Genomic DNA, 22670 nt, shown 5'->3' with positions numbered 1-22670 from the left:
AAAACAAGGTATGTTCAAGAATCCGTCATTTCTTTTTGATATCCTATGTACGGTGGTCTGGCTGGTGCTGATGGCACGCTACGCCCGCAAGGGCTTTCTTGCCAGCATCGTGCAGCTGTTTGGCAACCTCATCAGCCTGCTGGGCGCACGGCAGCTCTCTGCCGCCTGCGCGGGCTGGGTGTTTGAAAATCTGCTGGCCGGGGGCTTCCGTACCCAGATCGCCGCCCATCTTTCGGCAGACGGCGTGGTGAACCTTTCCGGCATTGCGCAGCAGTATGCGGGCTTTTTGCCCGAAAGCTTCCGCGCCTCCATCGTGGCGGCCTGTGAGCGCAGCATCAACGCTGTGCTGGCAGATAATGCCGTGGTGCTGGCCGATACCATCGTGGAAAAAGTATTGCAGCCGCTGCTCACCCCGGTGATCATGCTGGTGCTGTTCTTTGTGTTCTACGCGGTGCTGCGGCTGCTGGTCAGTATGCTGGTCACCGTGCTGGGGCTGGTGAATAAGCTCCCGGTCATCGGCACGGTCAACCGGGGTCTGGGCTGGCTGACCGGCGGCATGACCGCAATGCTGGACTTATACCTCGTGCTGTGCGTGGTGTGGGGGCTTGTGGTCATCACCGGCGGCAACCTGAATGTGCTTAACGACACTGTGATGCACAGCAGTCTTTACTATAAAGCGTTTAATATGTTCAACCCCTTTTTGTAACAGGGGCGACAAGGAGGAACTATGGTCTGTATTCGATGCCAGAAGCGTCCGGCGATCATCTTTATCCAGCGGATGGAGAATGGTCAGATGAAGCAGGAAGGGTATTGTCTGCACTGTGCCCGGGAACTGCACATCAAGCCCGTGGACGATCTGATGAAACAATTCGGGATGTCGGAACAGGATCTGGATAACATGGAAAACCGCATGGAGAGCATGATGGAGGAGTTGGGCGATTCCAACCCCCTTTCCATGCTGATGAATATGTCCGGCAGCGGCGAGGATGCCGATGCGGAGAACATGGACGAGGATCTTGTACCCGGCAGCAATGCCACCTTCCCGCTGGGCTTTACCGGCACGGAGAAGCAGGACGGCGAAAAAAAGGCCGACCACAAAAACGGCAAAAAGCCGCCCAAGCGCAAGTTTCTGGATACCTACTGCGAAAACCTGACCCGCAAGGCGCGGGAGGGTAAGCTGGATGATATCATCGGGCGCGACCGCGAGATCTACCGCACCATCCAGATTTTGAGCCGCCGCCAGAAGAATAACCCCTGCCTCATCGGTGAAGCCGGTGTGGGCAAGACCGCCATTGCCGAGGGCATTGCCGAGCGCATTGCCAAGGGTCAGGTGCCCATCGGTCTGCGGGATAAGGAGATCTTTCTGCTGGACCTCACCAGCCTTGTGGCGGGCACCCAGTTCCGCGGTCAGTTCGAGCAGCGGGTCAAGGGTCTGCTGAGCGAGGTAAAAGCAGCGGGCAACGTCATCCTGTTCATTGACGAGATCCACACCATCACCTCTGCCGGTGAGAGCGAGGGCGCCATGAACGCGGGCAACATCTTAAAGCCCGCCCTCTCCCGTGGCGAAATTCAGGTCATCGGCGCCACCACCTTTACCGAGTACCGCAAGTACATCGAAAAAGATCAGGCGCTGGAACGCCGTTTCCAGCCTGTGCGGGTGGAAGAGCCCAGCGTAGCGGACACCCTTGCGGTGATGAACGGCATCAAGCGCTACTACGAGCAGCACCATCATGTGCAGGTGCCCGCCGAGGTGCTTTCGGCGGTGGTCACCCTGAGCGAGCGCTATATCACCGACCGTTTTCTGCCGGATAAGGCCATCGACCTGCTGGACGAAGCCTGCGCCTGCTGCAATCTGGCACACCCGGTCATCTCCGAGTATCTGGGGATGCAGAAGGAGCTGGACGCCCTGAAGCAGGAAGAAGCCGAGATGGAAAGCGCGGATGTGAACGAAGCCATCGACTACGAGCGCGTAGCCGAGCGCAAGACCCGCATCGCCAAACTGGAATCCGAGCTGCCCGCCAAGCAGGCTGCTGCCAGTGAAATTCAGGTGACCATGGACGATGTAGCCAAGGTCATCGAGCTGTGGACGGGCATCCCGGCGGTGAAAATTCGGGAGACCGAGTACGTCAAGCTGGCAGGGCTGGAAAACGCGCTCAAGCAGAAGGTCATCGGTCAGGACGAAGCCGTGCATCTGGTGGCGCAGGCCATCAAGCGCAGCCGCGCCGACCTTTCCGGCCGCCGCCGTCCCGCAAGCTTTATCTTTGTGGGGCCCACCGGCGTGGGCAAGACCGAGCTGGTCAAGCAGCTGGCAGAACAGTTGTTCGACGGCCCCGACCCGCTCATCCGTCTGGACATGAGCGAGTACATGGAAAAATACGCGGTGTCCCGCATGATCGGCTCTCCTCCGGGCTATGTGGGCTACGAGGAAGCCGGTCAGCTCACCGAGAAGGTGCGCCGCCGTCCGTACAGTGTGGTGCTGTTTGACGAGATCGAAAAGGCACACCCGGATGTAATGAACATTCTGCTGCAAATTCTGGACGAGGGCAAGATCAACGATGCGCAGGGACGCACGGTGGATTTTTCCAACACGGTCATCTGCATGACCTCCAACGCGGGCAGCAGCGACCAGAGCGCGGGCAGCCTTGGCTTTAACAAGAGCGACGCCCAGCGCAGCGAGGAAAAGACCCGCAAGGCGCTGGCGCAGTTCCTACGCCCGGAGTTCCTTGGCCGCGTGGACGAGGTCATCGCCTTCAAGCCCCTGACCGAGGAGACCCTGCAGGGCATTGCCGCCCTGATGCTGGACGAGTACAAGCCCGGCATGGAAGCCAAGGGCATCGCTTACAGCTACACCCCGGCAGCGCTCAAGGCACTGGTGCAAAAGAGTCAGGGCGGGCGCTTCGGCGCACGCGATCTGCGCCGCACCATCCGCAAGGCGGTGGAGGACCCCGCCGCCGAGCGCCTGATCGACGGCACGCTGGCATCCGGCGGCACCCTTGTGGTGGATGCCGATGAAAACGGCGAAGTCGTGCTGAAATAATCATAACCGCAAAGCACCCCGGCTGGAAACAGCCGGGGTGCTTTTTGTCTGCTCATAAAAACTTTTTGTAATATATACTTGACATTTAGAATGGTAAATGCTACTATATGTCCAGAGGATAAAACAAATGCCGACCCGGCAGGAAAGGAGCATATCAATGCCGAAGAACCTGAAATTAAAGGCCGCCCGTGCGGAAAAGGATATGACGCAAGGCGCGCTTGCCGAAGCGGCAGGGGTTTCGCGCCAGACCATCAACGCCATTGAAAAAGGGGAGTACAACCCCACCATCAACCTTTGCCGCAGTATCTGTAAAATTCTGGATAAGACACTGGATGAACTGTTCTGGGAGGAATGAGTTATGAAATTTTCACTATACAGCAAGAAAAACCGGTTGGACGAGATGCAGGAGCAGACCATGCGCAAAATTGAAAGCCATGGCTTCTGGCTGCTGTGGGGCAGCCTTCTGGCGGCGTGGATCGTGCAGATGATGTTCGGGGCTGCGGACAAGGCTGCCGGAGAGTGGGTCGTATTCATGATCGGCTGTATCTATACGGTTGTCGCGTGTCTGCGCAATGGTCTGTGGGATCGCCACCTTTCGGATACGGCCCCGGCCAATGCCGTGTGGTCTCTGGTGGCTGCGGTGGCGGTTACGCTGATCATCGGGTTTTCCCGTGGATACTGGGTCGGTGCTGTTTTTGTCGGTGTTTTTACCGGCATCCTGTGCTTTGCATTGCTGCAGCTGTGCGCCGCATTGACACGCAAACGGCGCGAGCATCTGGATGACCCGAAGGACGGAGAATAATATTACGCAAAAGGGCTGCTGCACAGCATTTGATGCAGCAGCCCCTTTTTGCATGGGTGCATGATATTATCCTGCATTGACAAAACTGCGCAGAATAAGTACAATAAAACATAGCTATCCGCAAATTTTTTGCATGAGAATAAAGGAGCGTTTTTCTATGCCGAGCAATAAAGTCCGCACCCGTTTTGCACCCTCGCCCACGGGTTATATGCACGTTGGCAACCTGCGTACCGCCCTGTACACCTACCTGATGGCAAAGCACGAGGATGGCACCTTCATCCTGCGCATCGAGGACACCGATCAGGGCCGCTATGTGGAGGGCGCTGTGGATGTTATCTACAACACCCTGCGGGAGACCGGCCTTCTGTGGGACGAGGGCCCGGATATCGGCGGCCCCGTGGGCCCCTATGTGCAGAGCGAGCGCATGGGCATGTTCAAGCAGTACGCCGAGCAGCTGGTGGCAGAGGGCAAGGCGTACTACTGCTTCTGCACCGAGGAGCGCTTGGAGGCTCTGCACGCCGAGCAGCGCGCTGCCGGTGAGATGACCCACTACGACGGCTGCTGCCGCGAGCTGCCCAAGGAGGAAGTGGAAAAGCGCCTTGCCGCAGGCGAGCCTTACGTCATCCGCCAGAAGATCCCCCGCGAGGGCGTGACCGGCTTTGACGATGTGGTGTACGGCCACATCGAGGTGAACAACAGCGAGATGGACGACCAGATCCTCATCAAGACCGACGGGATGCCCACCTACAACTTTGCTAACGTTGTGGACGACCACCTGATGGGCATTACCCACGTCATCCGCGGCAGCGAGTATCTGTCCTCCACCCCCAAGTATAACCTGCTGTATCAGGCCTTTGGCTGGGATATCCCCACCTATATCCACTGCCCGCCGGTGATGAAGGACGCACAGAACAAGCTGTCCAAGCGCAACGGCGATGCAAGCTATCAGGATCTGGTGGCAAAGGGCTACCTGACCGAGGCCGTGCTGAACTATATCTGCCTGCTGGGCTGGAGCCCCCGCGGCGAGTACGCCGAGCAGGAGATCTTCTCCCTGCCGGAGCTGGTCAAGATCTGGTCGCCGGAGGGCATCTCCAAGTCCCCCGCCATCTTCGACCCCCTCAAGCTGCGCGCCATCAATGCGGAGTATATCCGCCGCCTCAGCCCCGAGGACTTCCAGAAAAAGGCCGAGCCGTGGATCGACAGCGCCGTGCACAGCGCCATCGACAAAAAGCTGCTGTGCGCAAACCTGCAGCCCCGGTGCGAGGTGCTGGGCGAGATCCCCGAGCAGCTGGATTTCTTTGACGCCATGCCGGAGTATGACGTGAGCCTGTATGCCAACAAAAAGCAAAAGACCACCCCGGAAACGGCCAAGGAAGCGCTGGAAGCCCTGCTGCCGGTGCTGAGCGACGAGGCTCTGGATTTTGCAAACCGCGATGCCGTGTTCGATGTCTGCAAGGCAAAGGCCGAGGAGCTGGGCAAAAAGAACGGCTGGCTGCTCTACCCGCTGGGCATTGCCCTGTCCGGCAAGCAGCGCACCCCCGGCGGCGGCACCGACCTTGCCTGCATGATGGGCCGTGAAAAGACCCTGCAGCGCGTGCAGGATGCCATTGCAAAGCTGAACGGCTGAGTGATATAAGTACAGTGATCTGGGAGGTGGAACCTATGATGTACCCGTTTATGACATTGGACGATGATACCGAGATCGTGCATTCCGAGATGAAGCCCGATGGCCGGGTGAAGGTGTACCTTGAAAAACCGGATGCAGAAGATTGTTTCCACTCAGCAGTGTGCTGGCTGCCGGGCTATGACTGGCAGGAGGTGCACGGCTTCACGCCGGAGGAGATCGCGCGGTATCAGAAGATCGTGGAGTCCACTTCCAGAAAAATCTGCTATTTCTGCTGAACAGTTGAAAATACCCCCAAAGCTCTGCGGCAAAATGACGGCCGCAGGGCTTTTTTGCGTCTTTGGGCGGGTTTGGGGCGGTTCTATGCACCGCGCCAAAAACTGCCGCTGCCCCGCGTTACAGTATATGCAGACAGTGCGGGGAACAGAACAAAAATCCCCGCCGGAAAGCGGGGGATTTTTATGACAGAGCGGATGGGTGTTTTATCTTCGGACGGGCGGTGCTTGCAGCCTTCGCCCTTGGCGGCACGGGCGATGCTGCGCCCGGCGGCGCGGCGGCTGGCAGCGGTAGGCATCGGCTTTGCAGGCGGCTGGGCGGTGCTGTACGGGGCGCTGATGCCCTTTGGGCTGGGGCTGACCCTTGGGCTGGCAGAGGATTGTTTTGCCCCCTGCGCGGCAGGGGCGGCGCTGGGGCTGCTGCTCCATGGGCTGGGGGCGCTCTCACTGCGCAGCCTGTGTCAGCTGTGTGCGCTGGGCGCTGCCGTGGCAGCACGCTGGCTGCTGCCGCAAAGGTTTATGCCCGCCGCGCTGGCGGGCTGCGGCACCCTGACCGGCATGGCGCTGTGCTTTGCGCTGGGCAGCAGCGGGGCAGACCTTTTGCTGTACAGTGCGGCAGACGCTCTGCTGGCGGCGGGCATCGGCTTCGGGCTGCGCAAATTCGCCCCGGAGCGCCCGGGCATGGGCACGCTGCTGGTGGGCGCAGCTGTGGCGGCGGCGCTGGGCAGTGTGCGGTGGGGGTGGCTTTCGCCCGGGGTACTGGCGTGTGCCGCCGCAGAGCTGGCACTCTGCTGCCGGGCGCAGAAGTTTGCCGCCCTGAGCGGCAGCGCGGTGCTGGGTGCCGCCCTCTGCGCGGCAGACCCCGCCCTTGCCCCGGCGGCAGCGGGGCTTGGCTGTGCCACGGCAGCGGCGGCGGTGCTGGCACCCGGGCGGCGGGTGGAGACCCTTGCCGCCTACGCGGGCGGGTGTGTATCCGGGGTACTCTGCGTGCAGCCGCCCGGAAACGCTTTTGGGCTGCTGTTCAGCGCCTGCGGCGGCATGGCGGTGGTCTGCCTGCTGCCCGGCGGCTGGCTGGCTCCGGTGGCGGAACCCTCACAGAGCGGGGAAAACGCCCCCGCGCCCGCCCGCAGTGCGGCGGCATCCACCCGGCTGGAAGCCGTGGCGCAGAGCCTTTCCTCGCTGGCGGAGACGGTGAACGCAGTCTACGAGGGCTTGCCCCGGCGGCGGGAAGGTTTCCGTTGGGTCATAGACAATGTACATGATACCCTTTGTTTTAACTGCGGGCGGCGGGAGACCTGCTGGAAGCAGGAATACACCGCCACCATGGCGGGCATGGAAGCGCTGCGTCCGCTGCTGGAACAGAATGGAAGCGTGGAAGCGGCGCAGTTGCCCGGGCAATTGTCCCGCTGCATCCACCCGGCGGCGCTGTGTGCAGCGGCGGGGCGCAGCTTTGCGCTGTACCGCAGCCGCAAGGAAGCGCGCATCCATTCCGAGGCCATGCGCACCGCCCTGACCGAGCAGTACAGCGCCGTAGCCGAGGCACTGGGGGTGCTCAGCGAGCAGCTGGGACGCCCCGGCGACCCGGAGCCCTATAAATCCAGCCGGGTGGCGGAGTTCTTCACCGGGCTGGGTGCGCCGCCGCAGGAGTGCGCCGTCACGCTGGACGACCTTGGCCGCACCCATGCCGCCGTCACGTTGCCGCGCACCCGGTTCACCCCGCAGGAGCTGGCGGCGCTGGCGGGGGAGGTGGGGCATATCTGCCGCCGCACGCTGGAGGTGCCGCAGGTGCTCTCCTGCAAGGGCATGACCACCCTGCTGTTCAGCGAAAGACCGGCGCTGCGGGCGGTGTTCGGGGCGGCAAGCGCAGCCGCCCGGGGCGAAGTTTCCGGCGATGCAGTGCAGCAATTTTGCAGCCCTACGGCGGCGCAGATGATCTTATGTGACGGTATGGGCACCGGACGCCCGGCGGCGGTGGATGGCAATCTGGCGGCAGAGCTGACCGCCCGGCTGCTCAAGGCGGGCTTTACCGCCGAGCTGGCGGCGCGGCTGGTGAACGTGGCGCTGGCGCTGAAAAGCGAGGACGAGAGCGGCGCAACGCTGGACCTCATCAGCGTGGACTTATACACCGGCACGGCGCGGCTGTTCAAGGCCGGAGCAGCCCCGGGGTTTCTGGTGCACGGCGGGCGGGTGCGGGCTGTGGGCGAAGCTACCCTGCCCATGGGGGTGCTGGGCGGGGTGAACGGGCAGAGCCGGGTGGTGCACCTGACCGCCGGGGACTACGCGGTGCTGGTATCGGACGGCTTACTGGTGGACGGCGCGGGCTGGGTGGCGAAGCAGGTGGAGCTTTCGGCGGCGGCGGGAGATGCGCCGGAAAAGCTTGCCGAAACGCTGGTGCAGACCGCCCGCATCCGCGCACAAAAGACCGGTCGCCCGGATGATATCACCGCCGCCGTGCTCCGGCTGGAAAAGAGTGGGTAACGGCGGCAGAGTTTCCGTTGCAATTTGCGGGAAGGAGGGGTATACTGGAAGCATATTTTTCAGCCCGGCAGCGCCGGGCGCAGGAGGCGGCTTATGCTTACCATCAACGTTGCACCCGACGGCAGCGGACAGTTTACCACCATTTCCGAGGCGGTGCTGGCGGTGCCCTATGACTGCCCTGCGGTCATCCGCATCGCGCCGGGCATTTACCGGGAAAAGCTGGTTTGTGAGAAAAAGGATATCACCCTTGCGGGCGCGGGCATGGATGCCACCCGGCTGGTATGGAACGATGGCGGCAAGCTGCCGCACCCGGATGGGCGTCCCACCCACACCTTCCGCAGCTACACCGCCTTTTTCAGCGGGGAGAAGCTGCGGGTGGAGGATATGACCATTGAAAACGACGCAGGCCCCGGTGTAAAAGCAGGGCAGGCCATCGCTGCCTATGTGGACAGCGCCCGGGCGGCGTTCAGCCGTGTGCGGCTGCTGGGCAATCAGGATACCTTGTTCTGTGCCCCTCTGCCGGAGAAGGAGCGGGAGAAGGACGGCTTCCTTGGCCCGCGGGTGCTGGCACCCCGCCGGGCAAGCGCACAGTATTACCACGCCTGCGAAATTGCCGGAGATATCGATTTTATCTTTGGCGGTGCGGACGCCTTGTTTGAGCACTGCACCCTGCGCACGGTGAACAACGGTCTTGCGCACAGCTGGGTCACCGCGCCCTCCGGTGCGGCAGAGGGGCTGGGCTTTGTGTTCTGGGACTGCGATTTTGTCTCGGACTGCCCGGCGGGCAGCGTGTATCTGGGCAGACCGTGGCGGCCTACCGGCAAAACGGCGGTGCTGGACTGCCGCCTTGGGGCGCACATTGCGCCGGAGGGCTTTGCCGGCTGGAACGACCGCACCGACACGGCGCTGGCCGGCTTTGCCGAGGCAGGCAGCACCGGTGCGGGCGCAGGGGAACGTCCCGGCTGGGTGCAGGCGCTTTCGGCTGCCGAAGCCGCTGCGCTGCTGCGCGCTGCCCGGCAGAAGTGCCGCATGGAGACTACGGAAAGGATAACGGAATGAAAAAATTACCCAATGCAGTAAAATGGCTCATCATTCTGGTGGTGCTGGGTGCCATGGGCGCGATGATGTGGGCGGTGAACGACCGTGCCTCCCGCGTGGAGATGCCCGCCCCGGACAACACCTTTGGCATCTACCATACGGCAGAGAGTGGAACATAATAAAAGCACCGGCAGTTTCCCGATTGGAAGATCTGGAAAACTGCCGGTGCTTTTTCTGTATCACAGGGGGTGCTCACTTGCCCTCAAAATCGTCCACATAGGGCAGATCGCTCATGACGAACCAGAAGGTGGTGCCCTTGCCTACGGTGCTTTGTACGCCAAAGCGGAAGCTGTGCTGCTGGAAGATGGCCTTGGTGATGGAAAGCCCCAGACCGGTGCCCTGCTTGCCGGCGTCCGAGCGGGAGCGGTAGTACCGGTCAAAGATATAGGGCAGGTCGGCGGCGGCAATGCCGGGGCCGTGGTCCTCCACCTCTACCCGCACGCCCTCGGTGCAGCGGAAGGCGCGCAGAATAAAAATGCCGTCTTGGCCGATGTGGTGCATGGCATTGCCCAGCAGATTGTGCAGCGCCCGCTGCATCATGTCCGGGTCGGCATAGACTGGCAGCTCCTCTTCCGGCAGCTCCAGCTGCAATTGCCAGCCGTTCTGGGCGCAGACTGCATCGTAGCGCTCGCTTACTTCATCGCACAGCTGCCCCATGTCAAAGTGCACCCGATCGCACTTATAGGTGCCGCTGGTCACTTTGCTCAGCTCCATCACGCTGGAGACCAGCGCGGTCAGGCGGTCGGCCTCATCCACGATGATGTTCATCTGCTCGTCCCGGTGGGCTTTGTCGTCACCGGTCAGGTCGCGCACCGTCTCGGCGTAGCCCTTGATGAGGGTCAGCGGGGTGCGCAGGTCGTGGGAGACGTTGGCCAGCAAATCGCGCTGCATCTGCACCGCGTGCTGCACCTCCTCAGCCATGTGGTTGAAGTCCCGGGCAAGGTCGCCCAGCTCGTCGTTGCGGCGGTTGTCCACCTGCACGGCGTAGTTGCCCAGCGCCATCTGCCGGGCGGCGCTGGAAAGCTGGCGCAGCGGCTTTGTGAACCACTCGCTGAACAGCCACGCCGCCGACATGGCAAAGCCGAAGATCAGCGCCGCTGCCAGCGGCAGCAGAGTGCTGAGCACCTTGCTGGCCTCGGCAACGTGCACAAGGCTGGTGGTCACCAGCACGGTGTAGCTGCCGTCGGCGGTGGTGCGCCCTACCAATAGCTGCGCCGAGCCGGAGAGCCGGGGCGGGTTGAGCGTCTGCACAAAGCTGCCCACGCTGCGGCACTTGCGGCGCATGGCAAGGGCGGTGGCAATGATCTTATCGTTGTTGGCAGAGTCTGAAAGATAGGTGCCGTGCAGGTTGCAGAAGGACTGGTTCTCGATCTTATAAATGGTGTGCAGGGTGGTGTCCGAGATATCCACGCAGAAGCTGTTCAAGGTGCCCTTGGTGTACAGTTCCAGCGTGAGCTTATCAAAAAAATCGCTGTTGACTGACAGCTGTCCGAAGGACCAGCTGGACAGCACCTTGCCCTCGGCAATGGCATCGTCCAGCCGCTCCACGATGCTGTCAGCCTGATTGGTGAGCTGAGTCTCGATGTGCTTGGTGTACAAAGGCTCCAGCAGCTGGGTGGACAGCAGCCAGAACAGCCCCAGCAGAAACAGGCAGATGAAGCACAAAAACCACATCAGCTGCCCGCGGATGCCAAGGGTATGCCGTGCTTTGGTGGTTTGCCGCATGAACCGCACGCTCCTTCAGTCAACGGGCGGCATCGGGGTCGAACTTATAGCCGATGCCCCATACCGTAGCAATGTAGCTGCGGCATTTGCCCAGATGGCCGCGCAGCATCTTTACATGGGTGTCCACGGTGCGGTCCTCGCCGAAGTAGTCGTAGTTCCACACCTTCTGCAAGATCTTTTCCCGGCTCAGGGCAATGCCCTTGTTGGAGGCCAGAAATACCAGCAGGTCAAACTCCTTGGGAGTCAGGGCCACCTCCTCGCCGGATACCCGCACGGTATGGCTGGCAGTGTCGATGGTCAGCTCGCCAAAGGTCATGGTGTCGGCGGCCTCGGTGGGGCGGGGCATGGTGCGGTTCAGCACCGCGCGCACCCGCGCCACCAGCTCCCGGGGGGAGAAGGGCTTTACCACATAGTCGTCTGCGCCGCTTTCCAGCCCGGCCAGCTTGTCGTATTCCTCGCCCCGGGCGGTCAGGATGATGACCGGGGTGTTGATGTGGCGGGCGCGCATCTCCCGCAGGCAGGTCATGCCGTCCATAAAGGGCATCATCAGGTCTAAGATCACCAGATCAAACCCGCCGCCGGACAGCTGTGCCAGCGCCGCAGAGCCGTCCCCGGCTTCCTCGCAGATATACCCGGAATATTGCAGATGCTCGTGGATAAGCTCCCGGATGCGGGGCTCATCGTCAACGATCAGGATCTTTGCCATAAAACAGGACTCCTCCTATCATAGATCAGTATACGACTTTATTTTAATGCAAGAATTGGAAAAAGCTGTGAATTTTAAGTGAATGGTTTGGAAAAACAAAACCGTCTGCACCCAGTATACCACACCGGGCGGCGGGGCGGCAATCTTTTTACGGGAATGCGCGGCAAAATACGCGGAGGGAAACTTGACAAGAAAATGCGGACTTTTGTAAAATAAGGTCGTAACGATCAGGAAATTTGCGGAGAAAAAGGAGAAGTGCTCATGAGCATCCCCAAGATCCTCCATTACTGCTGGTTCGGCGGTGGGACTATCAGCCCGGAGAACCGGAAATGTATGGAAAGCTGGGAGAAATACTGCCCGGATTACAAGATCATCGAATGGAACGAGCAGAATTTTGATATCAGCAAAAACCGCTATGTGCAGCAGGCCTACGAGGCAAAGAAATATGCCTTTGTATCGGACTATGCGCGGCTGGCGGTGGTGTACGAGTACGGCGGCATTTATCTGGACACGGATGTGGAGCTGGTGCGCCCGCTGGACGAGCTGCTGGAGCTGCCCGGGTTTATGGGTTTTCAGACCAATAACGAGGTAGCCACCGGGCTGGGGTTCGGGGCACGCAAGGGCAACTTGGTGGTGCAGGCGCTGCTGCGGGATTACGATGCACTGGATTTTTTAAAGGCAGACGGCAGCGCGGATCTGACGCCCTGCCCGGAGCGGAACACAAGGGTGTTGCAGGCACTGGGCGTGCGCAAGGACGGCACAAGGCAGAGCATCGCGGAAATGGAGATCTTTCCGGCAGAGTATTTCTGCCCGATGGATCTTTACAACCGGAAGCTTCGGGTAACGCCCAAGACCTACTCCATCCACCGCTATGCCGAAAGCTGGAAGCCGAAGCCCAGCGCGGTCAGCCGCATTTTGCAGCGGCTGCTGAAGAAGCACTATTATACATGGTACTGCCCTCTGCGCGGCCGGATCGAGGGACGGCTGAGAAAGAGGACCTGAAAGCCGGAGCTGCCGCACGATGCTGTGCAGCAGTTCTTTTTGTTCCCGCTTGCCCTTTTTGCGCAGGAATGCTATACTTTAGCGATAAAGGACAGTGCGCTGTCCGCAGGTTTTTCAGAGATAAGGATAAGCGCTTATGCGAATCGGACTGATCGAATTTTTGCTCATACTGGCCATTGCGTCCCTCACGGTAGGGCCGCGGGTGGCGTTGTTCGTGGACCGGTGGATGCGGCGCGCCAACCGCGCCAACGCCATGGCGGCGCGCCGCCGGGCAGAGTATGCCGCCCAGATGGCTGCCGAGCGGGACGCCATGCTCAAGCGGTTCCGCACCGCCAGCACGGTGTTCGGGGTGGGCATTTTGCTGGTGCTGGTGTATGCGCTGGGCTTCCGCCCCATCGCAACCCCGCCGCAGGCCTATAAAGCCCCCGACCTCCGGCAGGAGACGGGCGCGATGCAGACGGCAGTTTCCACCGACCGCAAGACCCGGCTGGAGCTGGGGGAGTATCAGGGGGTGGACTGCATCCGCGCCAAGGACGGCCTTTTGTATGCCGCCGCATGGAACGGCGCTGCGCTGAAAAAGCGCACCAGCGACCTTGTGCGCACCGATGGCGGGCACGCTGCCGCCATCCTGAGCGTGGAGGGCGAGGTGACCGGCTTTGCCTTTGATGCCGCCGGGGATGTGTGGCTGACCCAGCTGACCACCGCCGGGGGTACCCTCTGCCGTGCAAAGCACGACAGCTGGGGCGCAGCGGTGGAACAGGTGGTCACCCAGCTGGACGGTGCGCCGCTGGGGGCGGTATCTGCCGTGGAGGTAAGCCCGGCGGGCAAGGTGTACTTTGCGGTGGCTGCGGCGGCAGGTGCGGAGAACGGGCTGGAAAGCGCCCTGCGCACCGAGCTGCTGGCGCACACCGCCACCGGCTGCGTGTATGTGTACGACCCCGCCGCCCGCACGGTGGAAAAGGTGCTGGGCGGGGTAGCGGGCGCTGCGGGTCTGGCGCTCAGCCCGGACGGCAGCACCCTGTATGTCTCCGACCTTGGCAGCCGCTGCATCTGGGCGGTGGATGCCGACGCCCGGGAGCTGACCGCCGGGGGACGGGGCTGCACCGCCGCCTTTGCCGGTCTGCCGGGCTACCCGGGTGCGCTGGCGGCAGACACGGACGGCACGCTGTACATCAGCTACCGCTGGGCGCGCAGCAGCTGGCTGGAAAAGAACGCGGACAGCACCCTGCTGCGGGGCATCGCCCTGCGGGCGGGGCAGAATACGCAGGAGCGGCTGTTCCGATGCACGGCAGATGCCCCCTGCGCCGAAGCGGTGAGCCTTGCCACCGGGGCTTGGGAGCAGACCTTTACCGGCCTTGCACAGGACAGCTGCGCGGCGGTGTGTCCGGTGGAAAGTAAAGTATATTTCGGTGCAGCAGGGGCAGACAGCCTGCTGACTGCAAACCGATAAGCGAGGTGTTTTTTGTATGACCGAAGCATTTGCAAAACAGATCGAGACCGAGGCACGGCAGGCAATGACCGAGCTGGTGGCTGCGGCAAAGCTGAAAAAGGGAGATGTGCTCGTGGTGGGCTGCTCTTCCAGTGAGATGGTGGGCGGTCACATCGGCAAGGATTCCAGCATAGAAGCCGCCCGGGCGCTGTACGCGGGCGCTGCGCCGGTGCTGGCAGAAAAAGGCGTCTGGCTGGCGGCGCAGTGCTGTGAGCATTTGAACCGCGCCATCATCCTTGAGCGGGAAGCCGCAGAGAAATACGGCTGGGAGGAAGTGTGCGTCGTGCCCCGTCCCCATGCGGGCGGCAGTTGGGCCACCACCTGCTGGAAGAACTTCAAAGACCCGGTGGCGGTGGAGGAGATCCGCGCCAACGCGGGCATGGATATCGGCGGCACCCTGATCGGGATGCATCTGAAGCGGGTGGCGGTGCCGGTGCGGCTGAGCCTTAATAAGATCGGCGAAGCAAACATTCTGTGTGCCTACACCCGCCCGAAGCTGATCGGCGGCGAACGTGCCCGCTATACCGAGGAGGATTGAGCGACATGGCAGAAAAGAATTTGGAAGAAATGCGGCAGGCCGTGGCCGAGATCCGGGAAAAGATGGCCGCAGCCGCCCGGGAAGCCGGGCGCGACCCGGCAGCGGTGCAGCTGTGCGCCGCCTGCAAGACCCGCACGGCGCAGACCATAGCAGCCAGTGCGGCTTTGCCCATTGATGTGTTTGGCGAAAACCATGTGCAGGAGCTGTGTGCAAACTACGATGCCGGAGCTTACTGCGGTAAGCCCAGCCATTTTATCGGCCATTTGCAGACCAATAAGATCAAAAAGGTGCTGGGGCGGGCAAGCCTGATCCAGAGTGTAGACAGCGAGCATCTGCTGCTGGCCATCGAGAAGGAAGCCGCCAAGGCCGGTATCGTGCAGGACATTTTGCTGGAGGTGAACATCGGCGGGGAGGAGAGCAAGACCGGTGCTGCACCGGAACTGCTCTGGCCGCTGCTGGATACCGCCGCCGCACAGGAGCATATCCGGGTGAAGGGTCTGATGGCGATCCCGCCCGTAAACGATGACGATGCCCAGAACCGCCGGTATCTGGCACAGGTGTATCAGCTGTTCGTCCGGGCAGGGGAGCGGGGCTACCGCAACGTGGAGATGCAGACCCTTTCCATGGGCATGAGCGGCGATTTTGAAAACGCTATTCGGGAGGGCGCTACCCTTGTGCGCATCGGTACCGCCATCTACGGTGAGCGGGATTACAGTAAAAAGTAACGATAAAAACGGAGGAACCATGCCGAAAACCAAAACCAACGACCCCGGGGCGCACCACGCAAGCAGCGGTGCGCTGATCCGGCGTTTTCTGCCGTATCTGGCAAACTATAAGATGGTGCTGTGCCTTGATCTGTTCTGCGCAGCGCTGACGACCCTGTGCGATATCGTGCTGCCCAAGATCATGAGCACCATCACCAACTCCGCCATGGGGGTGGGCATCACCCTGACGGCGGGCATCGTGCTGAAGCTGGCGGCACTCTACTTTGTGCTGCGCATCATCGACGGCGCAGCCAGCTACTATATGTCCAGCATCGGCCACATCATGGGCGTGCATATCGAAACGGATATGCGCCGCGATGCCTTTGACCACCTGTTGCAGCTGGATCACACCTACTACAACAACACCAAGGTGGGCACCATCATGGGGCGCATCACCAACGATTTGTTTGATGTGACCGAGTTCGCCCACCACTGCCCGGAGGAGTTCTTTATCGCGGGCATCAAGATCGTGGCGTCCTTTGTCATCCTGTGCCGCGCCAGCATCCCGCTGACCTTGGCAGTGTTTGCCTGTGTGCCGCTGATGGGCGTGGTGTCGGTGTACCTGAACGGACGTCTGCGGGCGCGGTTTCGCCAGCAGCGCGTCCAGATCGGCGAGCTGAACTCCACCATTGAGGACAGCCTGCTGGGACAGGGCGTGGTCAAGGCCTTTGCCGCCGAGGACGAGGAGCGGGAAAAGTTTGCCAGGGGCAACCGCGCCTTTGAGCAGATCAAGACCCTTGGCTACTACGCCATGGGCGCCTTCAACACCTCCACCCGCCTGTTTGACGGGTTGATGTATCTGGTGGTCATTCTGGCGGGCGGCCTGTCGCTGGTGTACGGTAAGATCACCGCCGGTGACCTTGTGGCCTATATGCTCTACGTCACCACCCTTATCGCCACCATCCGGCGCATCGTGGAGTTTGCCGAGCAGTTCCAGCGCGGCATGACCGGCATCGAGCGCTTTGCCGAGATCATGGACACCCCGGTTGCCATCAAGGACGCACCGGACGCAGTGCCATTGCAGCCCGGCCCCGGCGAGATCCGGTTCGAGAAGGTGTGCTTTGAGTACCCGGACGACCACAACAAGGTGCTGCATGACGTCAGTCTGGACATCCGCGCCGGGGAGCGTCTGGCGCTGGTGGGTGCCTCCGGCGGCGGCAAAACTACCCTGTGCAACCTGATCCCCCGCTTTTACGAGGTGACCAGCGGCCGCATCCTCATTGACGGACAGGATATCCGCCGGGTCACCCTGAAGAGCCTGCGGCAGGATATCGGCATCGTGCAGCAGGACGTGTACCTGTTCAGCGGCACGGTGGCGCAGAACATCGCCTACGGCAAGCCCGGCGCCACCCGGCAGGAGATCGAAGCCGCCGCCCGGCTGGCGGGCGCGGAAAAGTTCATCCTTGCGCTGAAGGACGGCTACGACACCTATGTGGGCGAGCGCGGCGTCAAGCTGTCCGGCGGACAGAAGCAGCGCATCGCCATTGCCCGGGTATTCCTGAAGAACCCGCCCATCCTGATTCTGGACGAAGCCACCAGCGCACTGGACAACGAGAGCGAGATCCTTGTGGGACAGAGCCTTGAAAAGCTGGCGCATGGCCGCACCACCCTGACCATCGCCCACCGCCTGACCACCATCAAGGACTACGACCGTATCCTTGTGCTGGGCGAGGAGGGAATCGTGGAAGAGGGTACCCACGCCCAGCTGCTGGAAAAGCAGGGCGTCTACTACCGCCTGTGGAACCAGCTGCCCGCAGAGGATGGGGAATAAAAGCGCCTGAAATACAAAAAAAGACACCCGAAAGGGTGTCTTTTTTCTTTGGATTTACATGGCTCACTTTCTAAAATTGAAGGTGAGCTTTTTCTTTTGCAGAAATCGGGAAGGAGGTTTTCCACTCCTCTGCTGCGGACCCACTCTATCTGTCCGCAGCAGAACAACAAAATGCAAAAAGCCCAGAGCGATACCACTCCAGGCTCCTTTGTCCGTATGTACACATCATCTTATAATGTCCGGGGCGGATATTGTCAAGGGAAGTGAACGGGTTTCATCTCTAGGTGCCCACCGATTCATCTTGTTTGGTGTTTTGCATCCACCGCACCAGCGCTTCGGCGTCCTGTTTGCCTTTGGCGTACATTTTTTCAAGGCAGGCGCGGTTCTTGGTCAGGGTGGACATTCCCTCGGTGCTGTCCGGGGCGATGATGCAGACAAGGCCCTGTCGCTCCAGCTCCCGCGCCCGCTGGACAGTTGTGTTGTACCGCCATGCCCGGCGGCGCAGCCCCTCGGCTGCAGCGGGGTAATGCGACTGCAGCAGGTGTGCCAGATGCTTGTCCCGGGCATCACTACTCACCAGCCCGATGGGCTTGGTCAGGATGAGAGCCACCCGGTCGCAGCCGTGGGCAAAGGCCCATTCCAGCGGGACGGGGTCGGCCAGGCCGCCATCAAAATAAGGCACGCCGTCGATGACGCAGGGCTGGTCGATGACCGGGATGCAGCAGGACGCCATGAGGACGCGGTAGTCGTCCGGGTGGAGGTCTGCCTTGGTGAAATACTGCGCCTCGCCGTTCTGTGCATTAGCGGCCACCACGCAGAGCTCTGCCGGGCTGCGGGCAAGCGCCGCGTAATCCAGCGGATTCTCGCCGCCTGCATTGCTGAGGGTGCCGTAGACATAGCCCAGATCGAGATAGGAGTGCTTGCGGATGAGGTTGTGCACGCTCATGTACTCCCTGCGGAAGGAGTATTCATCGTAAAAGGGCTTGTTCCGCCCATGCTGGCCTGCCAGATAGGACGCCATATTGGCGCTGCCCGCCGAAACGCCGATGCAGAGATCGAAGCGGAGGTCCTCCTCCAGGCAGCGGTCCAGCACGCCAGCGCCGTAAATGCCCCGCAGGCCGCCACCCACATCGATGACACCGTATTTCATGGTCTGTTCCTCCATCGTTTAATTCCATTTCCCTCCCAGTATAACGGGACGGCGGGAAATACTCATTGAGCAAACGGCGGGATCTGATGCAATTTGCGGCAGAAAGCAGGATCTGCCGTAATGGGGGCAAACAAAAACGGCCAGCGTATCATGTGCTCTGTGATATGTACCCCTAATCGAGAAAATCCATCCGCATATGTTCCGGCACACCTTCGTCAGCATTTTGTTGTCGAACCCTAATATCGGCGTGGCAACGGTGGCCGCAGAAGCCGGACACGCTCAGCCCAGTACGACCCTTGCAATCTACACGCAGGCCTATGACAAGCGGCGCAAAGAGATTCGCAACCAGATGAGCAAGGAACTGTACGAATGAGCAAAAAAGAAGCACGAAGGCCGAAACCTTCGTGCTTTTTTGGTGGAGCATTGTCCACAGCACTCGAACCCAACACCTCTTCACGGGAGATGGTTTTGGAATCGTCCGTGAAGTTGAAATTGAGCACGACCCGGTCGTCAAAAACGTAGACCGAGTTGACAAAGGTATCAATGATCTGCCGCTGGTGTTCCGTGCTGCCCACGTCACCCTTGCGGAATTTTTCAAGCCAGAACCGAATCCACTCACGGGTCAGGACGGGCTTTTTCAGCTCTTCTTCCAGAATGCTGGTGTTCAGGGCTTCTTTCCGGGCTTCCAGCTCGTCCAACCGCTGCTTGGTGGTCGGGGTCAGGATGCCCTGTTCAATGGCTTCCAGAAGGTTTGCCAGCCGCTTCTCCGTGTCCCGGAGCTGCTCTTTCAGGACAGGCAGCCGGGTGTTCTCCTTCTGCTGGGCATCCATGACCAAATCTATCAGCCGTTCGATGATTTCATCGCTGAAAATCACCTTAATGGCGGTATCCACCACGAACCGTTCCAGCGGCTCCTTGCGGATGGCTTTCAGGTCGCAGTGCGCCTTGCCGTGGCGTTTGGCGTTGCCGCACTTGTAATAATAGTAGGTGTTCCCCATGTGGCTGGTGCCGCTTTCGCCGCCCATCAGGGTGCCGCACTTGCCACAGAACAGCTTAGTGGTCAGCAGATAGCTCACATCCTCTTTTGCAGGCCGACCGTGGGCGATCCTGTTCTGCTCGAAACGCTGCTGCACCCGGTCGAACAAATCCTGGTCAACAATAGCCGGAATGCCGCCCGGCGTCACAATGTCCTTGTAGCGGTATTCGCCGATGTAGCGGCGGTTGCGGAAGATCTGGAAGAAGCTGTTCTTTACGAACGGCTTCCCGGTGCGGGTACGCAGGCCGCGCTCATTCAGGGATGCTGCAATCTTCTCAGCCGGTTCGCCGTCGGCGTACCGGGTGAAGATCTCCTGCACGATGGGAGCCGTTTCCGGGTCGATATGGTACAGCCTGTCCTCCTTGCCGATGGTGAAGCCCAGCGGCACCACACCGCCGTTGTACTTGCACTGGAGGGCATTTTCGCGCTCACCGCGCGCCACTTTCAGGGCGAGTTCGGCGGAATAGTATTCCGCCATGCCAATCAGCATACTCTCCACCATAATGCCTTCAGGCCCCTGCGAGATGGGTTCCATGACAGACACCAGATGGACACCGTTCTTTTCCAGCTGGTACTTGTAGTTCACGGCATCGAATCGGTTCCGGGCAAAGCGGTCCAGCTTCCAGACCAGAACTACGTCGAAGATTTTCTTTCCGCTGTCCTTGATCATCCGCTGAAAGTCTGGGCGGTCATCCGTTTTGGCAGAGTAGGCACGGTCGATATAGGTGCCGACCACGGTGATACCGTTCTTCTCGGCGTAGTCCTTGCAGTCGCGCAGCTGCCCCTCAATGGACGCTTCACGCTGGCTGTCGGATGAATAGCGGGCGTAGATCACGGCGGTCATGGTTGCACCTCCTTGGCGCGTATTCGACTTGCCTTTATAGTATCGGGTCAAGCGCAGCTTGTCAACAATCTGCGAGCAGATTGAAATGTGAAAATTGCGAAACGCAGCGAAAAAGGGGAGAGCAAGAATCGTCCCGTGGCCACAAATTTTCAATTCTTGAAAATTCTTGCCACTTTGGGACAGCTTCTTGTTGGGGCGTGCCTGCCCCAAACCCTGCTGGAACGAGTACGGCAAACTGGAATTTATAGTCCTCTCAAAACCAATTTGCTTTTTCTTCTCGAAATACGGGAATATCACTATCTCGATATGGATTGTAATTATGAAGATTGCAACCAAACTCTTTTAATGATTTTATTTTGTTATCCTGTGTCCATACAATTAAAGATATTCCGTCAAATTCTTCAACATTTCCATTATTCATTTTGCTTTTAAAATACCACTCCACGATTGTTTGATTGCCTTGATGAAAAAATTGCTTAATCTCCCAGACAAGAACACTTCCGCGTGTATTCCATTCGTCAAACCAGTGCTTTACCGTTTTGCGGTTTTCATATTTAGGACTCCAACTCTCAGTATATACAACATCATCTGTAAAAATATTGTCAATTCCTAAATCTGCTTTCTTAATCCACATATCAAACCATAATCGGATAATTTTTTCTCTCTCGTTCATAAAGTACCTCCATAACTTCCGATTTACTGGGCTAAGCCGAGTATACCACACTCCACCATGAAAGAACACCCCGATATAGTGAAATTTTGCCATTTTTCTGCGTACGTGCGTACACGATCCGCAGGGATTCTAAGGGGCTTGACCCCTTAGCACACGGACTTTGGGACAAAGTCTAGTGTGTTACACCTTGCCAGAGGTGTACACGCTCTCCCGGTACGCACGTACGCAGCGATTGCCCCCAATGCGTCATATAGGGTGACGACCAAGTTCGCACAAAGCGAACTTGATTCCGCAAAACAAAAGGCAGGATACCACTATCATAGTGATACCCTGCCTTTGCTCGTTTACCGTTCCGAGTAGTCCTTCCGCAGAACCTCCGATAAACAAAAAACGTACCCGAACCCTTTTTCGTAAAGAATCGGGTTCGAGTACGAACTGTATGGTGGGCCAGGCAGGACTTGAACCCGCGACCAAGCGGTTATGAGAACGTCGCTAATTTTGAAATCCCGTTTTTCTTGTGAAATCTTGTAACTATCTCATAGTTCCGCAAAACCACCTTTGTGTACTTTGACGTAACTTTTGGTGTCTTTTCGTGTCTAAAATGGCTCTTTGTACCCAGAACCGTACCCAAGAATTTTTGGGTACGAAACTCGACACTTACTGTTACCGTTTTGCTTTTACATAGCTCACTTTCAAAAAAGGAAGGTGAGCTTTTTCTTTTGCAGAAATCAGGAAGGAGGTTTTCCACATGAACACACCCACACAGTTGAAAATCCGAGGACACACCAAATGACGCTGGACTACTTCTATGGGCAGTCGGGCGAACTGTTCTCCTACTTCCGCATCCCAAAGGCACTGTTCCAAGACTGCCGTTTCCGGCAGCTCTCCACCGATGCCCGGACGCTGTACGGCATCCTGCTGGACCGCATGAGCCTGTCGGTGAAAAACGGCTGGCTGGACGAGCAGGGGCGGGTGTATATCATCTACACCGTCCGGGAAGTGCAGGAATCCCTCTGCTGCGCCGAGCACAAGGCGGTCAAGCTGTTCCGGGAACTGGAGGGCATCGACCTCATCGAGCGCAAACGCCGTGGTCTGGGCAGACCCAGTCTGATCTACGTCAAGGACTTTTCGTCTGGACTGCCAAAAGCGCAAGTACAGAATTGCCCAAACAGCAATTCTGGTGCTGCCGAAAGCGCAATTCTGGTACAGCCAAAACCGCAAGCAAATAAGACTGATAAGAATAAAACAGAGTGGAACGATCCTGACCCTATCTATTCCGAGGGCATCCGGGAGCAGCTTGAGGATTATTTTTATCAGGCGTTGGAGGTCGAGCTGCTTCTCCGGCTCTGCCCGGACGAGGAGGACACCATCTACCAGATCGTGGACTTACTTGTGGACACCTGTTCTACCAAACGCAAGATGTTGCGGATCGCCGGAGATGACAAGCCTGCCGAGGTGGTACGCAGTCGGCTGAAAAAGCTGAATGCCGACCACATCCGCTTTGTGCTGGATTCGCTGGCAGAAAACACTGCCCCGGTGCGGAACATGAAGCAGTATCTGCTGGCGATGCTCTACAATGCGCCCACCACCATGAACCTCTACTATCAAAACAAAACGAACCACGACTTTGCGCGCGGTTCTCCGAAAGCGGGGTGATG

General features: G+C 59.5%; 21 protein-coding genes and 1 pseudogene. 17 read left to right on the top strand and 5 right to left on the bottom strand.

Annotation, left to right across the window (positions count from 1 at the left end; all coding sequences use genetic code 11):
- Positions 1 to 10 precede the first annotated feature (10 nt).
- From MTP36_RS14770 to MTP36_RS14730, 9 genes are all read left to right on the top strand, one after another.
- Positions 11 to 706: a hypothetical protein gene (locus MTP36_RS14770; RefSeq protein ID WP_249251809.1), complete on the top strand. Its 696-nt coding sequence runs from the start codon at positions 11 to 13 to the stop codon at positions 704 to 706.
- A gap of 21 nt (positions 707 to 727) precedes the next feature.
- Positions 728 to 3037 (top strand): ATP-dependent Clp protease ATP-binding subunit, encoded by a 2310-nt coding sequence (locus MTP36_RS14765; RefSeq protein WP_249251807.1) that lies wholly within the window; start codon positions 728 to 730, stop codon positions 3035 to 3037.
- 157 nt (positions 3038 to 3194) lie between these two features.
- Positions 3195 to 3392 carry a helix-turn-helix transcriptional regulator gene (locus MTP36_RS14760; protein ID WP_015537233.1) on the top strand — a complete coding sequence of 66 codons (198 nt, stop codon included), beginning with the start codon at positions 3195 to 3197 and terminating at the stop codon, positions 3390 to 3392.
- Positions 3393 to 3395: 3 nt separating this feature from the next.
- On the top strand, positions 3396 to 3839 hold the full coding sequence (locus tag MTP36_RS14755) for a DUF6773 family protein (RefSeq protein WP_249251790.1): 444 nt from the start codon (positions 3396 to 3398) through the stop codon (positions 3837 to 3839).
- A gap of 157 nt (positions 3840 to 3996) precedes the next feature.
- Positions 3997 to 5466: a glutamate--tRNA ligase gene (gltX, locus tag MTP36_RS14750; RefSeq protein WP_249251788.1), complete on the top strand. Its 1470-nt coding sequence runs from the start codon at positions 3997 to 3999 to the stop codon at positions 5464 to 5466.
- A 35-nt stretch (positions 5467 to 5501) separates the two neighbouring features.
- Entirely contained in the window at positions 5502 to 5741 is a 240-nt protein-coding gene (locus MTP36_RS14745) for a hypothetical protein (RefSeq protein WP_249251778.1), read from the top strand.
- A gap of 183 nt (positions 5742 to 5924) precedes the next feature.
- A complete protein-coding gene (locus MTP36_RS14740; RefSeq protein WP_249251776.1) occupies positions 5925 to 8216 on the top strand; it encodes a serine/threonine-protein phosphatase in 2292 nt (763 codons plus the stop codon).
- Positions 8217 to 8309: 93 nt separating this feature from the next.
- Positions 8310 to 9275, top strand: a complete 966-nt coding sequence (locus MTP36_RS14735) for a pectinesterase family protein (RefSeq protein ID WP_249251766.1) — start codon at positions 8310 to 8312, stop codon at positions 9273 to 9275.
- Positions 9272 to 9433 carry a hypothetical protein gene (locus MTP36_RS14730; protein WP_005921947.1) on the top strand — a complete coding sequence of 54 codons (162 nt, stop codon included), beginning with the start codon at positions 9272 to 9274 and terminating at the stop codon, positions 9431 to 9433. Before MTP36_RS14735 ends, MTP36_RS14730 begins: the two co-directional genes overlap by 4 nt.
- Positions 9434 to 9506: 73 nt before the next feature.
- Here the strand turns inward: MTP36_RS14730 and MTP36_RS14725 are convergent, their stop codons facing one another.
- Both MTP36_RS14725 and MTP36_RS14720 read right to left on the bottom strand, forming a co-directional pair.
- Complete coding sequence (locus MTP36_RS14725) at positions 9507 to 11039, bottom strand: sensor histidine kinase (protein ID WP_249251759.1); 1533 nt, start codon at positions 11037 to 11039, stop codon at positions 9507 to 9509.
- Between the two features lie 19 nt (positions 11040 to 11058).
- Positions 11059 to 11745 carry a response regulator transcription factor gene (locus MTP36_RS14720; RefSeq protein ID WP_055186656.1) on the bottom strand — a complete coding sequence of 229 codons (687 nt, stop codon included), beginning with the start codon at positions 11743 to 11745 and terminating at the stop codon, positions 11059 to 11061.
- 78 nt (positions 11746 to 11823) lie between these two features.
- Here MTP36_RS14720 and MTP36_RS14715 point away from each other — a divergent pair, with 78 nt between their 5' ends.
- The 6 genes from MTP36_RS14715 (at position 11824) to MTP36_RS14690 (ending at position 17309) form a co-directional block, all read left to right on the top strand.
- On the top strand, positions 11824 to 11961 hold the full coding sequence (locus MTP36_RS14715; RefSeq protein WP_249251758.1) for a hypothetical protein: 138 nt from the start codon (positions 11824 to 11826) through the stop codon (positions 11959 to 11961).
- A 45-nt stretch (positions 11962 to 12006) separates the two neighbouring features.
- On the top strand, positions 12007 to 12747 hold the full coding sequence (locus MTP36_RS14710) for a glycosyltransferase family 32 protein (RefSeq protein WP_249251756.1): 741 nt from the start codon (positions 12007 to 12009) through the stop codon (positions 12745 to 12747).
- A gap of 136 nt (positions 12748 to 12883) precedes the next feature.
- A complete protein-coding gene (locus MTP36_RS14705) occupies positions 12884 to 14197 on the top strand; it encodes an SMP-30/gluconolactonase/LRE family protein (protein ID WP_249251754.1) in 1314 nt (437 codons plus the stop codon).
- 16 nt (positions 14198 to 14213) lie between these two features.
- Positions 14214 to 14774 (top strand): TIGR01440 family protein, encoded by a 561-nt coding sequence (locus MTP36_RS14700; protein WP_097779096.1) that lies wholly within the window; start codon positions 14214 to 14216, stop codon positions 14772 to 14774.
- A gap of 5 nt (positions 14775 to 14779) precedes the next feature.
- Positions 14780 to 15499, top strand: coding sequence for a YggS family pyridoxal phosphate-dependent enzyme (locus tag MTP36_RS14695; protein ID WP_249251744.1), 720 nt, complete (start codon positions 14780 to 14782; stop codon positions 15497 to 15499).
- Positions 15500 to 15518: 19 nt separating this feature from the next.
- Positions 15519 to 17309, top strand: a complete 1791-nt coding sequence (locus tag MTP36_RS14690) for an ABC transporter ATP-binding protein (RefSeq protein ID WP_097785312.1) — start codon at positions 15519 to 15521, stop codon at positions 17307 to 17309.
- Between the two features lie 280 nt (positions 17310 to 17589).
- On the opposite strand, the gene MTP36_RS14685 is transcribed toward MTP36_RS14690, so the two are convergent.
- Entirely contained in the window at positions 17590 to 18459 is an 870-nt protein-coding gene (locus MTP36_RS14685) for a patatin family protein (RefSeq protein ID WP_249251738.1), read from the bottom strand.
- Positions 18460 to 18655: 196 nt separating this feature from the next.
- Here MTP36_RS14685 and MTP36_RS14680 point away from each other — a divergent pair.
- Positions 18656 to 18724 (top strand): annotated as a pseudogene (locus MTP36_RS14680) (hypothetical protein); the annotation flags it as partial.
- On the opposite strand, the gene MTP36_RS14675 reads toward MTP36_RS14680, so the two are convergent.
- Both MTP36_RS14675 and MTP36_RS14670 read right to left on the bottom strand, forming a co-directional pair.
- Positions 18696 to 20339, bottom strand: a complete 1644-nt coding sequence (locus MTP36_RS14675; RefSeq protein ID WP_249251730.1) for a recombinase family protein — start codon at positions 20337 to 20339, stop codon at positions 18696 to 18698. The pseudogene MTP36_RS14680 and the gene MTP36_RS14675 overlap by 29 nt on opposite strands.
- 253 nt (positions 20340 to 20592) lie before the next feature.
- A complete protein-coding gene (locus MTP36_RS14670; protein WP_003864537.1) occupies positions 20593 to 21012 on the bottom strand; it encodes a nuclear transport factor 2 family protein in 420 nt (139 codons plus the stop codon).
- Positions 21013 to 21801: 789 nt separating this feature from the next.
- On the opposite strand from MTP36_RS14670, the gene MTP36_RS14665 reads away from it, so the two are divergent.
- A complete protein-coding gene (locus MTP36_RS14665) occupies positions 21802 to 22668 on the top strand; it encodes a DUF6017 domain-containing protein (RefSeq protein WP_249251722.1) in 867 nt (288 codons plus the stop codon).
- Positions 22669 to 22670 lie beyond the last annotated feature (2 nt).

The organism is Faecalibacterium sp. I4-1-79 (genome assembly GCF_023347235.1).
GTDB lineage: Bacteria > Bacillota > Clostridia > Oscillospirales > Ruminococcaceae > Faecalibacterium > Faecalibacterium tardum.
The sequence above is the reverse complement of the archived record's forward strand: the minus strand, read 5'-3'. Positions and strand labels throughout refer to the sequence as shown.

What these genes read in the sequence shown, in the direction of transcription:
- MTP36_RS14740 (WP_249251776.1), top strand. Translation starts at nt 5,925, where the DNA reads ATGACAGAGCGGATGGGTGTTTTATCTTCGGACGGGCGGTGCTTGCAG.
- MTP36_RS14700 (WP_097779096.1), top strand. Translation starts at nt 14,214, where the DNA reads ATGACCGAAGCATTTGCAAAACAGATCGAGACCGAGGCACGGCAGGCA.
- MTP36_RS14755 (WP_249251790.1), top strand. Translation starts at nt 3,396, where the DNA reads ATGAAATTTTCACTATACAGCAAGAAAAACCGGTTGGACGAGATGCAG.
- MTP36_RS14760 (WP_015537233.1), top strand. Translation starts at nt 3,195, where the DNA reads ATGCCGAAGAACCTGAAATTAAAGGCCGCCCGTGCGGAAAAGGATATG.
- MTP36_RS14685 (WP_249251738.1), bottom strand. Translation starts at nt 18,459, where the DNA reads ATGAAATACGGTGTCATCGATGTGGGTGGCGGCCTGCGGGGCATTTAC.
- MTP36_RS14735 (WP_249251766.1), top strand. Translation starts at nt 8,310, where the DNA reads ATGCTTACCATCAACGTTGCACCCGACGGCAGCGGACAGTTTACCACC.
- MTP36_RS14710 (WP_249251756.1), top strand. Translation starts at nt 12,007, where the DNA reads ATGAGCATCCCCAAGATCCTCCATTACTGCTGGTTCGGCGGTGGGACT.
- MTP36_RS14730 (WP_005921947.1), top strand. Translation starts at nt 9,272, where the DNA reads ATGAAAAAATTACCCAATGCAGTAAAATGGCTCATCATTCTGGTGGTG.
- MTP36_RS14745 (WP_249251778.1), top strand. Translation starts at nt 5,502, where the DNA reads ATGATGTACCCGTTTATGACATTGGACGATGATACCGAGATCGTGCAT.
- gltX (WP_249251788.1), top strand. Translation starts at nt 3,997, where the DNA reads ATGCCGAGCAATAAAGTCCGCACCCGTTTTGCACCCTCGCCCACGGGT.
- MTP36_RS14720 (WP_055186656.1), bottom strand. Translation starts at nt 11,745, where the DNA reads ATGGCAAAGATCCTGATCGTTGACGATGAGCCCCGCATCCGGGAGCTT.
- MTP36_RS14695 (WP_249251744.1), top strand. Translation starts at nt 14,780, where the DNA reads ATGGCAGAAAAGAATTTGGAAGAAATGCGGCAGGCCGTGGCCGAGATC.
- MTP36_RS14725 (WP_249251759.1), bottom strand. Translation starts at nt 11,039, where the DNA reads ATGCGGCAAACCACCAAAGCACGGCATACCCTTGGCATCCGCGGGCAG.
- MTP36_RS14670 (WP_003864537.1), bottom strand. Translation starts at nt 21,012, where the DNA reads ATGAACGAGAGAGAAAAAATTATCCGATTATGGTTTGATATGTGGATT.
- MTP36_RS14705 (WP_249251754.1), top strand. Translation starts at nt 12,884, where the DNA reads ATGCGAATCGGACTGATCGAATTTTTGCTCATACTGGCCATTGCGTCC.
- MTP36_RS14690 (WP_097785312.1), top strand. Translation starts at nt 15,519, where the DNA reads ATGCCGAAAACCAAAACCAACGACCCCGGGGCGCACCACGCAAGCAGC.
- MTP36_RS14765 (WP_249251807.1), top strand. Translation starts at nt 728, where the DNA reads ATGGTCTGTATTCGATGCCAGAAGCGTCCGGCGATCATCTTTATCCAG.
- MTP36_RS14665 (WP_249251722.1), top strand. Translation starts at nt 21,802, where the DNA reads ATGACGCTGGACTACTTCTATGGGCAGTCGGGCGAACTGTTCTCCTAC.
- MTP36_RS14770 (WP_249251809.1), top strand. Translation starts at nt 11, where the DNA reads ATGTTCAAGAATCCGTCATTTCTTTTTGATATCCTATGTACGGTGGTC.
- MTP36_RS14675 (WP_249251730.1), bottom strand. Translation starts at nt 20,339, where the DNA reads ATGACCGCCGTGATCTACGCCCGCTATTCATCCGACAGCCAGCGTGAA.